The following is a 15,356-nucleotide window of genomic DNA, read 5'->3' as shown; positions in this document are numbered from 1 at the left end:
GCGGCGCCGCCCCGTGCGGGAAATATCGTTGCGCGGTCACCGGCACGCACAGACCGGCCCGGGCCTGCCGCCCCAATGCGGCCATTGCACCAAAGACGGATGGCTTGGGCAATTTGTCCAGCGCATGCGGGCTTTTCAGCCCCAGGGTTTCGGGGTTAAGGTCCATTTGCCCGCCGAATTGATCAACATCAAAGCTGATGGCCTCGGTCCACTGGCATGGTACATCTGCTCGGTCGCGGCCTGCCGGCACTTGCCAGCGGTGGTTTTACTGCCCACTATGGCAGTCATGCCCTCGGTCGGTGGTGGTTGTGTGTCGACCGGTAGCTTGCCGCTGGTCTTCTAGGATTAGAGGACCGCTCCACGAAGGAGCCATCGGACAGATGGATTACGAAGCCTTTTTCCGCTCCCAGATCGATGGCCTTCGCCGTGAGGGCCGCTACCGCGTTTTCGCCGATCTGGAACGCCGCGTGGGTGAGTTCCCGACAGCCTCCTACTACCCTTCCCCGGATGAGCCGCCGCGCGACGTGACCGTGTGGTGCAGCAACGACTATCTGGGCCAGGGCCAGAACCCGGTGGTGCTGGCGGCCATGCGCGAGGCGCTGGCCAAGTCCGGCGCCGGCGCCGGCGGCACGCGCAACATCTCCGGCACGAACCACTACCACGTGCTGCTGGAGCGGGAGCTGGCCGATCTGCACCGCAAAGAGGCGGCGCTGCTGTTCACCTCGGGCTACATCTCCAACGAGGCGTCGCTGTCGACGCTGCCCAAGCTGCTGCCCAACTGCGTCGTCTTCTCCGACGCGCTGAACCATGCCTCCATGATCGAGGGCATCCGGCACAGCGGCGCGGACAAGCACATCTTCCGGCACAACGACCCGGAGCATCTGGACCAGTTGCTGAGCCGCTATCCGGCCGACCGGCCCAAGCTGATCGCGTTCGAGAGCGTCTATTCCATGGATGGCGACATCGCCCCCATCGCGGAAATCTGCGATGTGGCCGACAAGCATGGCGCCATGACCTACCTGGACGAAGTCCATGCCGTGGGCATGTACGGTCGCCGCGGCGCCGGCGTGGCGGAGCGTGACGGCGTGCTGGACCGGCTGACGGTCATTGAGGGCACGCTGGGCAAGGCCTTCGGCCTGATGGGCGGCTACATCACCGGTTCGGCCGCCCTGGTCGACTGCGTGCGTAGCTTCGCCTCCAGCTTCATCTTCACCACCTCCATTGCCCCGGTGATCGCCGCCGGTGCCGCCGCCTCCGTCCGCTACCTGAAGGAGCATGACGAACTGCGCGCGCTGCACCAGGAGCGGGCGGCCACCCTGAAGCGCCTGCTGCGCGAGGCGGGGCTGCCGGTCATGCCGTCGGTCAGCCACATCGTCCCGGTGCTGGTGGGCGACCCGCGCCTGTGCAAGCAGGCCAGCGATGACCTGCTGACCAAGCACGACATCTACGTCCAGCCCATCAACTACCCCACCGTTCCCCGCGGGACGGAGCGGTTGCGCATCACGCCCACGCCCTTCCATGACGACCACCACATGGCCCGCTTGGTGGACGCTCTGCTGGATGTGTGGAGCCGGCTGGAACTGCGCAAAGCGGCGTGACGCCGCCCACTGATCAAAGGCCGCCCGCCCGGGCGGCCTTTTTCATTCAACCGATACCAATGCACCGAAGCGCCGCGACGGGACGCGTCTTGCGCTTCGACGCGGCCCCAGGCTGAGATCCTGGTGTCGGGTTCGAGGGACACCATGGTTGAGCAGACTGATTTCGATGATCTTGTGGAGCAGCTCAAGGTCGAGTTCCGGGACGATGTCCACGACCGCCTGGGAGCCCTGTACGAAACGCTGAAGGCCGTCTCGCTCGGCCGCATGTCCTCCACCGACGGGCTGCTGGCCATCCGCCGCGACTCCCACAGCCTGCGCGGCGCGGGCAGCTCCTTCGGGTTCCCGCTGGTCAGCCTGATCGCCCAGCGCCTGGAAGCCTATCTGACCAACCTGAAGGATCTGACGGAAAATCAGATCGTCGACCTTCACACCTTCGCCGACCGCATCGCCGAGGCGGCCGACCGCGACGACACGCCCGACTTGGCGGCCACCAACGCCGTCATCCGCGCCTTGCCATCGCGGTACGAATTCGACATCGCCGACGTGGAAATCCACGATGTCGACATCATGCTGGTCAGCCCCAACAAGATCGTGGCCCGCCGGGTGGCGGCGGAACTGGCCGCTTGCGGCTTCAAGGTCAATACCCTGGTCGACCCCATCGAGGCGCTGGCCGTGGCGGTGCGGGTCCCCCCGGACATGATCATCGCCTCCGCCGTCATGGACGGGCTGGGTGGCGTCGATCTGATCCGCGCGCTAAAGGCCATCTCGCTGACCGAGACGGTGCCCATGGCCCTGCTGACCAGCCTGGACGCCACCAGCCTGAAGGGCGTGCCCGACGAGGTGGCCATGGTGCGCCTGGGCCCCAGCTTCGGCGACGACATCGCCTCCGCCATCACCCGCTTCAACCTGGGCTGATCGCTGGGGCTGATCGCCGGATACCGGCCGCTGCCAGGTGATCAGGGCTTACTGCCGCGTCTGGCGTTCGGGAACGCCACGCAAGGCGTAACCCGTGTGGCGCAGCCATGCCAGGGCCCTGCCCCTGTCCCCGAAGACCGCTTCCGCCAAAGCCAGGGCGCTGGCTGCACGGAAGATCTGTTCGCTGGCCTCCATCGGGGACAAGCGGCGCAGCCTGGACAAAAGACCAGATGCCCGCCGGGCGGCGGAAAGGCGATAACGACGCATGGTTCGAAGTGACGGCTTGGTCATGGAGTATCCTCCACCAGGTCACATGGACGCACTTGCGGGATCATTTCAGCCTTGATACAGGCGCCCCGCGTCGCGGAATGGCCCGCGTGCCTCCCATTATGCTACGCGTGATCCCCGTGACCATGACTCAAATCAGCCCCTCCGGCAACCCATCGCGACTCAGCCGATCTCATCGAGGTATTGCCGGGAGAGGCGGACGTAATGGGGGACGGTCAGGGGCAGCGTGGCTTTGTCCTGGTCGGTCAGCGGGCGCAGCAGGCGCGCCGGGCTGCCGCCCCACAGTTCCCCGGCCTTGACCCGCTTGCCCGGCGTGACCAGCGCGCCGGCCGCCACCATGGCGCCGCTTTCCACCACGGCGCCGTCCATGACGCAGGCCTTCATGCCGATGAAGGCGCCGTCCTCAATGACGCAGCCGTGCAGCAGGGCCATGTGGCCCACCGTCACGTCATCGCCGATCACGGTGGCGAAGCGCTGGTGGGTGCAGTGGACGGTGGTGCCGTCCTGGATGTTGGTGCGCTTGCCGATGCGGATCTGGTTCACATCGCCGCGCACCACGACATTGTACCACAGGCTGGCCTCCTCCCCGATCTCCACATCGCCGATGACGACGGCGTTGGCCAGGAAGGCGCTGGCGTGGATGCGGGGCAGCACGCCCTTGTAGGGCAGCACCGTGGGCCGCACGGTCGTGAGGGCCTCGCTGACATTGGTCATGGTCATCTCCACGCGCAGAATGAAAAGCGGAATGAAAAAGGGCCCGAGCGCTTAACACCCAGGCCCTTTAACCATAAGGCTGTCGCCCGCTTACGGGAACCCGATCACGGGCCCCAAATCACGGGAACAGCGGCGCCTGTTCCAGGCCGCGATCCTCGGGATAGCCCATCATCAGGTTCATGTTCTGGACGGCCTGGCCGGAGGCGCCTTTCACCAGATTGTCGATCACCGACAGCAGGATGGCGCGGCCAGGCACACGATCCGGGAAGACGCCGATCAGGCAATGGTTGCTGCCCTTCACATGGCGGGTCTGCGGCGCCACGCCGGCGGGCAGCACGCGCACGAAGGTCTCGCCCTTGTAGGCGTCCACCAGGGCGGCGCGCAGATCGTCGGGCGTCTTGCCCGGCGCCAGCTTCACGTAGATGCTGGAATGGATGCCGCGGCTCATGGGCATCAGATGGGGGGTGAAGTTCAGCACCACCGGCTTGCCGGCGGCCTCGCTGACGCCCTGCTCGATCTCCGGCGCATGGCGATGGCTGCCGACGCCGTAGGCATGCACGCCCTCCGCCACCTCGCCATACAGGTTGGCCTGCTTGGCGTCGCGGCCGGCGCCGGACACGCCCGACTTGGCGTCGATGATGATGTCCTCCGCCAGGATCAGGCCCTGGCGCAGCAGCGGCAGCAGCGGCAACTGCGAGGCGGTGGGGTAGCAGCCGGGGTTGGCCACCAGGCGGGCGCCCTTCACGGCGGCGCGGTTGGCCTCCACCAGGCCGTAGACCGCCTCCGTCTGCAAGTCCGGCGCCTTGTGGGCGTGGCCGTACCAGGTGGCGTAGGTCTCCACATCATGCAGGCGGAAGTCGGCGGACAGGTCCACCACCTTCAGCCGCGACGGCAGGCCGGCGATGACGTCCTGCGTGGTGCCGTGCGGCAGGGCGCAGAAGACGAAATCGACACCGTCCCAATCCACCTGGTCGATCTTCACCAGGTCCGGCAGGTCATACCCATTCGCCAGGGGGCCGCCCAGGTGGGGGAAGACCTCGGCCAGGGGCTTGCCCGCCTGTCGCTCCGCCGTCAGGGCCACCAGGCGGACGTCGGGGTGACGGACCAGCAGGCGGACCAGTTCGGCGCCGGTGTAGCCGGATGCACCGAGGATGGCGACGCGCAGGGCGGTGGACATGGGATGCGTTCTCCTAAAGGCGGAAGGGGGTGCCGGATAAGGGCCAGATAATCAATCGCGGCCGATACTGCAACCAAGGGGCACGGATGGCCAAGGACACATCGTCCCCTCAGCCATGCGTTATTGTCCGCCCGCCTGACGTCAAAGCGTCACGCCCCCGCGCCGGGACGCCCCGTCAAGCGGAGCGCGAGACAGGAGCGGGCGTCGACGCGCCCTTTTCCCCCGCATGTTCCATCGCCGTCAGGAACTCCTCCACCTCGGTCTGCAGCTGTTCCGCCTGGACGGACAATTCCCCCGCGGCGGACAGCAACTGGCTGGAGGCGCTGAGCGTGAAGTCGGCGCTTTCCCCCACGGTATCCATGTTGGCCGCCACCTCGGCCGTGCGCGCCGCGGCCTCCTGCACGTTGCGGCTGATCTCCGTGGTGGCCGCCCCCTGCTGCGTCACGGCCGACGCGATGGTGGCGGCGTTGCCGCCCATCTGTTCGATGACATCGGTGATGTAGGTGATGATGGAGACGGCATCGGCGGCGGCGGCCTGCACCGCGCTGGCCCGGCTGGCGATATCCTCCGTCGCCTTGGCCGTCTGCCCAGCCAGCGACTTCACCTCATGCGCCACCACGGCGAAGCCCTTGCCCGCCTCGCCGGCGCGGGCGGCCTCGATGGTGGCGTTCAGCGCCAGCAGATTAGTCTGGCCGGCGATGTCGTTGATGAGTTGCACCACCGTCTGCACCCCTGCCGCGACATCCGAAAGCTCCGCCATGACGGTGCCAGCCTTGCGCGCCTCCGTCACGGCCCGCGCTGTGGTAGACGCCGTGAGTTCGACCTGGCGACCAATCTCCGCGCTGGAAACGGTCAGCTCCTCCGTCGCGGCGGCCACCGTCTGGGCGTTCTGGTTGGCGGCGGTGGCCCCGCTGGCCACCGTCACCGCCAAGCCGCTGGTGGTTTCCGCCTGTTGGCGCAGGCCGCCGGAGGTCGCCTCCAACTCCGTCGCCGCGGCGGCGACGGAGCGCAGCTTGCCGGACACCATGGCTTTGAAGTCGCGCACCAGAACCTCCAGCGCCTCATGCCGACGTTGCCGGGCCTCCTGGGCCGCGGCGCGCTCTTCCTCCATCCGGCGGTTGGCCTGGGCGTTGTCGCGGAACACCCGCAGCGCCCGGGCCATCTCACCCAGTTCGTTAGGCGCCTCAGTGCCCGTGACGCTGACCGTCAAGTCCCCCTCGGCCAGTTGGCGCATCGTGCGCGTCATATCGCCCAGCCCGCGCGACAGCCCCCGGGCGATGAACAAGGACAGCGCCCCAACGACCAGCAGGGCCGCGCCGCCCTCGATGGCCCCCTGCACGACCAGAGCGCGGCCTTGCGCCTGGATATCGTCGAGATAGACGCCCGAGCCGACGACCCAGCCCCAGGCGGGCACCAGGCTGACATACGACAGCTTGTCCACCGGTTCCGTCTGGCCGGGGCGGGGCCATTTGTAGGGGACGAAGCCGCGCCCCTGCGGCCCGGTGGCCATGGCCACGAAGTCCCGGAAAAGATAGGTTCCGCCGGGATCCTTGAAATCGATCATGTCCTTGCCGTCCAGGGACGGCTGGGTCGGGTGCATGACCATGACGCCCTTGGTGTCGGTAACGAACACATACTCGCCGGCGAACCGGACGGCCTTCAGCGCCACCAGCGCCGCGGCCTGGGCGTCCGCGCGGGATAGGGTGCCCTGCTTTTCCTGCTGGATATAGGCGTCGACGATGGTTTGGACGGCGCCGACCGCATGCCGCACCATGTCGCGGCGCCCCTCAAATAGATGGGCCCGCTGTTGCGCCGCGCCAATAATGATGAAGCTCAAGGCCGCCAGAATGGCAACCGCTACAAGAACACCAAGACGCTGGTTAATTGTTCTGTCACCAAACCAAGCCATCGCCGCGCCCCATCTTGAATTATCCGTATGTAATAGAACGCCAGCTATATACGCGGGACCTGGGCTTCTTCAACCGCCAGCCGCCACACTTAAGTTTAGGCCGCAGCCACCCCGCCAATAAATTGTCACCAACGACCCAATGCGCCACGCGCAATGCGCCGCAGCATTAACCAGACTTGAATTACGCCCTGACACCGATGGTCACCAGGACAGCCAAATCACCGAAAGCGCTGTTCTTGAGGAAAGTCTGCGAGACGATCCTTGAGGTTGGCTTTTATCCAAATTAAAGTGGCTTTGTGTATGCACATCGGGTAAGTCGGCTTCGGACCAATACTGGCACACCCCTGGGGTTCCCGCCGCCTTAGAAGAGGGCGGCCACGCCCCGCTTCAGGTACCTCTGTCGTCGCCATAAGGGCCACGCCAGGGGATGAACGGCCCGCGTGGCTGCGGGCACGCCTAAAAGAGGCGTCGCGGTGCCGAGTATGAAGCATCTCAAAGAGATGTGATCGGAGAAGGTGATGGCTTCGTCCATTGGTTCTGTCCCACCGTCGCAAATCGCGGCCTATACGACAGCGAATATCCAGTCGCTAACCACCCAGGACGTCGCGGCCCTCACCACCGCCCAGATCGCTGTCCTTTCCACCACCCAGGTGGCAGCCTTCACCGTCAGCCAGATGGTGTTCAGCGCCCAGCAGTTGCAGGCCTTCAGCGATGATGACATCGCGGCCTTCAGCCCCGCGGATATCGAAGCGCTGAAATCCAACCAGGTCCAGGCGCTGTCCGCCGACCAGGTGGACGCCATCACCAGTGGCCAGCTGGCGGGCCTGTCCACCGCGTCCATCCGCGAATTCAGCCGCGCCCAGGTGGGCTATCTCACCACCGCCCAGTTGAACGCGCTGTCGACCACCCAGATCCAGGCGGTCAGCACCGCCCAACTGGGTGGCCTGACGGCAGCCCAACTATCAGCCCTCAGCACCGCCAACCTGTCGGCGCTCAGCAGCAACCAGGTGGCGCAGCTGACCACCGCCCAGGTCCGGGCGTTGACCACCGACCAGTTGAACGCGCTGACGACCGCCGATATGCGCGAATTCTCCGCGACGCAGTTGGGGGCCCTCACCACCGACCAGGTGGCGGGGCTAAGCACCCGCAACTTGTCGTCGCTGTTGCCGTCACAGGTCAGCGGCCTGACATCCGCGCAGATCAGCGCCTTGACCACCGGTCAGGTGGCCAGCCTGACACCGTCCCAGGTCGGCGCGCTGACCGTCGTGCAGTTGCGGGGGCTGGACAGCGCGCAGTTGAACGCGCTGGGCACCACCGACATCGGGGCGCTGGGCACGGCGCAGATCGCCGGCCTGTCGACGGCCCAGGTGGCCAGCCTGAGCGTCGCCAACCTGTCGGCCCTGACCAGTGCCCAGGTGACGCGATTGACCAGCGGCCAGATCCGGGCCCTGACCACGGCGCAGCTGAACGGGCTGACCAGCGCCGACATTCAGGAACTTGCCCCGACGCAGGTCCAACAGCTGACCACCGACCAGATCAGCGGGCTCGGCACCGCCGCCGTGGCGGCGATGACCCCCAATCAAACCCTGCTGCTGACCGCGGCCCAGATCCGCGTGTTGGGCACGGACCAGGTGAACGCGCTGTCCACGGCCGATCTGCGCCTGCTGACCGGAACGCAACTGGGCGCGCTGACCACTGACCAGATGGCCGGCCTGGCCACCGCCAGCCTGTCGGCGTTGAGCGTCTCGCAGGTGTCGCAGCTGTCCACGGCACAGGCTGGCGCCTTGGGCGCAAGCCAGGTCCAGGTCTTGTCCACCGCCCAGCTGACGTCCCTGGGAACCGGGCAGATCCGGGCGCTGAACACGGACGCCCTGGCCGCCCTGACCACGGCCCAAGTGTCGCGCCTCACCTCCGCCCAGATTCGGGCGCTCAGCACCGATCAGGTCAACGCCCTGACCACGGCGGACGTCCAGGCTCTGACGGTCGCCCAGCTGCAAGTCCTGACCACGGCGCAGCTGGGCAATCTGGCCACGGCCAGCCTGGCGGCGCTGACCACCAGCCAGGTGGCGCAATTGGCGGTCGCCCAGGTCCGGGGATTGACCAGCGACCAGCTGAATGCGCTGGCCACCGCCGACATCGCGGCCCTGACCACCGCGCAGGTCGCCGGCCTCACCACAGGCCAAGTGGGCAACCTGGCCACGGCCAGCGTGGCGGCCCTGTCCTCGGCCCAGGTGGCGCAGCTGACGACGGCGCAGATCAAGGTCCTGACCACCGACCAGTTGGGCGCCCTGCCCTCCGCCGATGTGCGCGCCCTCACCTCCGCCCAATTGCGGGCGCTGACCACGGACCAGCTGTCGGCGCTGAGCGGCAACGCCATCGCCGGCTTCACCACCACGCAGCTGAACGGCTTCACCTCGAACCAGCTGGCGGCGCTGACCACCGACCAGATGGCCGGCCTGACGACCCAGCAGGTGGCGGGCTTCGCCTCATCCCAGGTTCGCGGCCTGACCAGCGACCAGCTGAACGCGTTCACCACCGCCGACATCGCGGCGCTGACCACCACACAGCTGGCGGCGTTGAGCACGGATCAGCTATCCAACCTGACCACCACGAACGTGGCGGCCCTGACCAGCAGCCAGGTTTCCCGCCTGACCAGCAGCCAGCTGAAGGCGCTGTCCAGCGATCAGATCAACGCCTTTGATACGAGCGATGCCCGGGCCCTGACCACCGCCCAGGTGAAGGTGCTGACCACCGACCAGATCACCGGCCTCAGCAGCGCCAACCTGGCGGCGCTGACCTCGGCCCAAATCGCCAACCTGACGGCGGACCAGCTGGGCGCGCTGGGCACGGACCAGGTCGCCGCCCTGGCCACCAGCCAGGTGCTGGGCCTCTCCAGCGGACAACTGCGCGCCCTGTCCAGCGACCAGATCAACGCCTTCAACACTGCCGACGTCCGCGTGCTGGCGACCGCGCTGACCGCCGCCCTGTCCACCACTCAGGTGGCGGCGCTGGACTCCGACAGCCTGGCGGCGTTCAGCACCGCCCAGGTGGCCGCCCTGACCAGCGCCCAGGTGCGCGCCCTGTCCAGCGACCAGTTGAACGCCCTGTCCACGACCGACATCCGCGCGCTGACCACGGCGCAGGTGGCGGTCCTGACCACGGACCAGATGTCTACCCTGGCCAGCGGCGCCCTGTCCGCCCTGAGCAGCACCCAGGTGAACCGCCTCTCGGCCGGTCAACTGCAATCCCTGACCACCGACCAGCTGAACGCCTTGGGTAGCGCGGACCTGCGTGAATTCACCTCCACCCAGATCGCCCAGCTGACCACCGACCAGCTGTCGGGCCTGACCACCGCCAGCCTGTCCGCGCTGGCGACCTCGCAGCTGCTGGGGCTGTCCACCGCTCAGGTGACGGCCCTCACCAGCGACCAGGTCGCGGGCCTGGCCACCAGCCAGGTGGCGGCCCTCACCACCGCCCAGGTGCGGGCCCTGAACAGCGACCAATTGAACGCCCTGTCCACCGCCGATGTCCGTGCCCTGACCACCGCGCAAATCGCGGCCTTGGGCGCCGCGCAGGTGTCCACCTTGGGCACCGACGCCTTGGGCGCCCTGTCCACGGCGCAGGTGGCGCGCCTGACCAGCGCCCAACTGCGTGCCCTGAACAGCGACCAGTTGGGCGCCCTCTCCACCGCCGATGTGCGGGCGCTCAGCACCGCGCAGGTCGCGGCCCTGACCACCGACCAGCTGTCCACCCTCAGCAGCGACAACCTGTCGGCCCTGGGCAGCACGCAGGTCCTGGCCCTGTCCAGCGGGCAACTGCGGTCCCTGACCACGGACCAGCTGAACGCCTTGTCCACCGCCGACATGCGGGAGTTCTCCTCGGCCCAGATCGCCCTGCTGACCACCGACCAGCTGTCCGCGCTGGGGTCGGACAACCTGGCGGCCCTCAGCAGCGCCCAGGTGGCCGGGCTGGGCACTGCCCAACTGCGGTCCTTGACCAGCGACCAGTTGAACGCGCTGGGCAGCGCCGATATCCGCGAGTTCAGTTCCTCGCAGTTGGCCGCGCTGACCACCGACCAGGTTTCCAGCCTGGGCACCCAGGCCGTCGCCGCCCTGACGACCGCGCAGGTGGCGGGCCTGGGAACCGCCCAGGTGGCGGCGCTGACCACCGATCAGGTGGGGGCGCTCAACACCTTGCAGGTGGCCCGGCTGTCCACCGCCCAGTTCCGGGCGCTCAGCACCGATCAGTTGAACGCCCTCACCAGCGCCGACATCCGGGTGCTGACCACGGCGCAGATGGCCGTCCTGACCAGCAGCCAGCTGTCCTCCTTCAGCAGCGACACCATCGCGGCGTTCAGCACCGCCCAGGTGGCCAGCCTGTCGGCGGGCATGTTGACCGCGCTGACCAGCGACCAGCTGAACGCCCTGAACACCGCTGATATCCGCGCCCTGACCAGCGCCCAGGTGGCGGCCCTGACCACGGACCAACTGTCCACGCTCAGCACGGACAACACCGCGGCCCTGAGCACGGCACAGGTGTCGCGCCTGTCGACCAACCAGGTGCGGTCCCTGACCAGCGACCAGTTGAACGCGGTGGGCAGCGCCGACATCCGCGCCCTGACCACCACCCAGGTGGCGGCGTTGACGACGGATCAATTGTCGGCCCTGGCGTCGAACACCCTGTCGGCGCTGACCAGCGCCCAGGTCAGCAAGCTGTCCGGCACCCAGGTCCAGGCCCTGACGTCGGACCAGCTGAACACCCTGACCACCGCCGACATGCGGGAGTTCACTTCCGCCCAGCTGGCGACGCTGACCACGGACCAGTTGACCAACCTGGGGTCCGACAACCTGTCGGCGCTGACCAGCGGCCAGGTCGCCGGCCTGACCAGCACCCAGATGCGGGTGCTGACCACGGACCAGTTGGGGGCGCTGACCTCCGCCGACATGCGGGAGTTCAGCTCCACCCAGGTGCAAGCCCTGACCACAGACCAGATCGCGGGCCTCAGCACCGCCGCGGTTTCCGCGCTGACGACGACGGAACTGGCCGGCCTGACCTCGGCCCAACTGACGGCCCTGACCAGCGACCAGGTGGCCAGCCTGACAACGCTGCAAGTGTCGAAGCTATCCACCGATCAGATCCGGGCCCTGGGCAGCGACCAGCTGAACGCGTTGACCAGCACCGACATCCGGGCGCTCACCACCGCGCAGGTGGCGGCGCTCAGCACGGGCCAGGTCGCCGCGTTGGGCAGCGACACCGTGGCGGCGCTCAGCACCGCCCAGGTGGGCCGCCTGTCCACCGATCAGGTGCAGGCGCTGAGCAGCGACCAACTGAACGCGCTCAGCACCGCCGATATCCGCGCCCTGACCACGGCGCAGGTCACAGCGCTGACCACCGCGCAGGTATCGACATTGGGATCGACCAACCTGTCGGCCCTCGGCAGCGTCCAGGTGTCCAAGCTGTCCAGCGGCCAGGTCCAGGCCCTGACCACCGACCAGCTGGACAGCCTGACCACCGCCGATATGCGGGAGTTCACATCCGCCCAGCTATCGGCGCTGACCACCGACCAGTTGGCCAACCTGACGTCCGATAACCTGTCGGCGTTCACCAGCGGCCAGGTGGCCGGCCTGACCAGCGCCCAGATACAGGCGATCGGCAGCGACCAGTTGAACGCGCTGACCACCGCCGACATCCGGGAATTCACCTCAACCCAACTGGCGGCGCTGACCACCGACCAGCTGTCGGGCTTGAGCACGGCCAACGTCGCCGCCCTGTCGACCGCGCAGCTGGCCGGCCTGACCACGGGCCAGGCGTCCGCCCTGACCACCGATCAGGTGGCGGTGTTGAGCACGCTGCAGGTGTCCAAGCTCAGCACCACCCAGATCCAGGCGCTCAACAGCGACCAGTTGGGCGCGCTGTCCACGGCCGACGTCCGCGCCCTGTCCAGCACCCAACTGGCGGCGCTGACCACCGCCCAGGTGGCCACCCTCAGCAGTGACACCGTCGCCGCCCTGTCCAGTGTGCAGATCACCAAGCTCACCACCGCGCAGGTCGCGGCCCTGGGCAGCGACCAGTTGAACGCGCTGGGCTCGGTCGACGTGCGGGCCCTGACCTCCGCCCAGGTGGCGACGCTGAGCACCGACCAGTTGTCGGCGCTGACGGCCGCCACCCTGTCCGCCCTGACCAGCGCCCAGATCAACAAGCTGTCCACCGACCAGGTGGTGTCGCTGACCAGTGACCAGCTGAACGGCCTGACCACCGCGGATATGCGGGAGTTCACCTCCGCCCAGCTATCGGCGCTAACCACCGACCGATTGTCCGCCCTCAGCACCGACAACGTCGCGGCCCTCACCAGCGTGCAGATCGCCGGCCTGACCACGGCGCAGATTTCGACCCTGACCACCGACCAGACGTCAGCCCTCAGCACGCTGCAGGTGTCCAAGCTCAGCACCGACCAGGCCCGGGCATTGACCACCGATCAGCTGAACACGCTGAACAGCGCGGACGTGCGCGCCCTGACGTCGGCGCAGTTGCTGGCGCTGGGCACCAGCCAGGTCGCCAGCCTGGGTACGGACACGGTGGCGGCGCTGAGCAGCAGCCAGGTCGCCAGGCTGTCGACCGACCAGATTCGCGTCCTGGGCACCGACCAGTTGAACGCCCTGACCACGCTGGACATCCGGGCGCTGACCAGCGCTCAGTTGCAGGCGCTTAGCACCAGTCAGCTTTCCAGCCTGGGCAGCGACAGCATCGGGGCGCTCAGCAGCGCCCAGGTGGCCCGCCTGGGCACCGACCAAGTCCAGGCGCTGGGCAGCGATCAGCTTAACGCCCTGTCGACGGTCGACGTTCGGGCGCTGACCACGGCGCAGGTGGCGGCGCTGACCACCGCGCAACTGTCCACGCTGGGCTCCGACAACCTATCGGCCCTGAGCAGCATCCAGGTTTCGAAGCTGTCCAGCGACCAGTTGAGGGCGCTAACCACCGACCAGTTGAACAGCCTGACCACGGCTGATATCCGGGAATTCACCTCCGCCCAGTTGGGGGCGCTGAGCACGGCCCAAGTGGCCGCCCTGATCACCGACGCTGTGGCCGCCCTGACCACCACGCAGTTGGCCGGCCTGACGACGAACCAGGCGGCGGCCCTGACCACCGACCAGATCCCGGGCCTCAGCACGCTGCAGGTGTCTAAGCTGGGCACCGCCCAAATCCAGGCGCTGACCAGTGGTCAGCTGAACGCGCTCTCGACGGCCGACATCCGCGCCCTGTCCACCGCCCAGCTGGCGACGTTCAGCACCGATGAGGTGGCCGCCCTCACCACCGACGCCGTGGGTGCCCTGGCCACGAACCAGGCCGCGGGCCTCAGCACCGCGCAGGTGCGCGCCTTGGGCAGCGACCAGCTGAACGCGCTGACGACGACGGCGGTACGTGCCCTGAGCAGCGCCCAGGTGACGGCGCTGTCAACGGACCAGGTGGCAAGCGTCGGCACCGCCAACGTCGCCGCCCTCACCAGTGCCCAGGTCACCCGCCTGACCACCAGCCAGGTCCAGGCGCTGTCCACCGATCAGTTGAACGCCCTGACCACGGTGGACGTTCGCGCGCTGACCACGGCGCAGATCACGGCGCTGCGCACCGCCCAGGTGGCCGGGCTGGGCAGCGATGGCCTGGCGGCCCTGACCACCGCCCAGGTGGCGCGCCTCACCACCGATCAGGTCGGGGTGTTGGGCAGCGACCAGCTGAACGCCCTCACCACGGCCGCCGTCCGCGCCCTGTCGACGACGCAGTTGGCCAGCCTGTCCACCGCCCAGGTGGCGGCGCTTGACACGGCCCGCGTGGCGGCGTTGACCAGCGCCCAGGTCTCCACCCTGGGTACGGCTCAGATCCAGGCCCTGACCAGCGATCAGCTGGTGGCCCTGCCCACCGCCGACATCCGCAGCCTGACATCGGCCCAAATCGGGGCCCTGGGCACCGATCAGCTGGCCAACCTGGGGACGGCCAACCTGGCGGCCTTCACCACCGGCCAGCTCGTGGGCTTGACCAGCGACCAGTTGAACGCGCTGACCACCGATCAGCTGGGTGCCTTGACCACGACCCAAGTCACGGGCCTCAGCACCAGCCAGATCCAAACCCTGACGACGGCCCAGTTGAACGCCCTGTCAACCGCCGACGTGCGCATTCTGAGCAGCGCCCAGATAACGGCCCTGACCACCGCGCAATTGTCGGCGTTGAACAGCGACAGCGTGGCGACCCTGACCAGCGCCCAGGTGTCCAGGTTGACCACCGTCCAGGTGCAGGCGCTCACCTCCGACCAGCTGAATGCCCTGCCTCCCGTGGACGTGCGCGCCCTGACCACGGCGCAGGTGCAAGCGCTGGGCACGGCTCAGCTGGATGGCCTGTCGACCGATACCGTCCAGCGCCTGGGGACCAACCAGGTGGCGGCGCTCAGCACCAGCCAGTTGGCGGGCCTGACCACCGACAACCTGTCGGCGCTGACCAGCGCCCAGGTGGCGCGCCTGTCGTCCAGCCAAGTGCAGGCCCTGACCACCAGCCAGGTGAGCGCCCTGACCACCGACGACATTCGGGAATTCACCACGGCGCAGATGGCGGCGCTGACCACCGCCCAAGCCAAGGCGCTGACCACCGATCAACTGTCCACCATGGGGCGGCCTCTGGCCCTGGCCGTCACCAGCGCCCAGGCCGCCGCCTTCACGACCGACCAGATGAACGCCTGGCTGGCAAGCGTCCTGAGCGCCTCAAGCTAGGG

At 67.9% G+C, this 15,356-nt stretch carries 7 protein-coding genes; 3 read left to right on the top strand and 4 right to left on the bottom strand.

Annotation, left to right across the window (positions count from 1 at the left end; translation table 11 throughout):
- Positions 1 to 380 precede the first annotated feature (380 nt).
- On the top strand, positions 381 to 1,598 hold the full coding sequence (gene hemA, locus ULB03_RS11205; RefSeq protein WP_322483191.1) for a 5-aminolevulinate synthase: 1,218 nt from the start codon (positions 381 to 383) through the stop codon (positions 1,596 to 1,598).
- A gap of 144 nt (positions 1,599 to 1,742) precedes the next feature.
- Positions 1,743 to 2,513: an Hpt domain-containing protein gene (locus tag ULB03_RS11200; RefSeq protein WP_322483190.1), complete on the top strand. Its 771-nt coding sequence runs from the start codon at positions 1,743 to 1,745 to the stop codon at positions 2,511 to 2,513.
- A 48-nt stretch (positions 2,514 to 2,561) separates the two neighbouring features.
- On the opposite strand, the gene ULB03_RS11195 is transcribed toward ULB03_RS11200, so the two are convergent.
- The 4 genes from ULB03_RS11195 to ULB03_RS11180 form a co-directional block, all read right to left on the bottom strand.
- Entirely contained in the window at positions 2,562 to 2,804 is a 243-nt protein-coding gene (locus tag ULB03_RS11195) for a hypothetical protein (RefSeq protein WP_322483189.1), read from the bottom strand.
- A 159-nt stretch (positions 2,805 to 2,963) separates the two neighbouring features.
- Positions 2,964 to 3,515 carry a gamma carbonic anhydrase family protein gene (locus ULB03_RS11190; RefSeq protein WP_322483188.1) on the bottom strand — a complete coding sequence of 184 codons (552 nt, stop codon included), beginning with the start codon at positions 3,513 to 3,515 and terminating at the stop codon, positions 2,964 to 2,966.
- Between the two features lie 118 nt (positions 3,516 to 3,633).
- Positions 3,634 to 4,692: an N-acetyl-gamma-glutamyl-phosphate reductase gene (gene argC, locus ULB03_RS11185; protein ID WP_322483187.1), complete on the bottom strand. Its 1,059-nt coding sequence runs from the start codon at positions 4,690 to 4,692 to the stop codon at positions 3,634 to 3,636.
- Positions 4,693 to 4,867: 175 nt separating this feature from the next.
- Positions 4,868 to 6,601: a methyl-accepting chemotaxis protein gene (locus ULB03_RS11180; RefSeq protein ID WP_322483186.1), complete on the bottom strand. Its 1,734-nt coding sequence runs from the start codon at positions 6,599 to 6,601 to the stop codon at positions 4,868 to 4,870.
- A gap of 518 nt (positions 6,602 to 7,119) precedes the next feature.
- Here ULB03_RS11180 and ULB03_RS11175 point away from each other — a divergent pair.
- Positions 7,120 to 15,354, top strand: coding sequence for a beta strand repeat-containing protein (locus tag ULB03_RS11175; RefSeq protein ID WP_322483185.1), 8,235 nt, complete (start codon positions 7,120 to 7,122; stop codon positions 15,352 to 15,354).
- Positions 15,355 to 15,356 lie beyond the last annotated feature (2 nt).

Source organism: Nitrospirillum goiasense, from assembly GCF_034427435.1.
Taxonomy (GTDB): domain Bacteria; phylum Pseudomonadota; class Alphaproteobacteria; order Azospirillales; family Azospirillaceae; genus Nitrospirillum.
The sequence above is the reverse complement of the archived record's forward strand: the minus strand, read 5'-3'. Positions and strand labels throughout refer to the sequence as shown.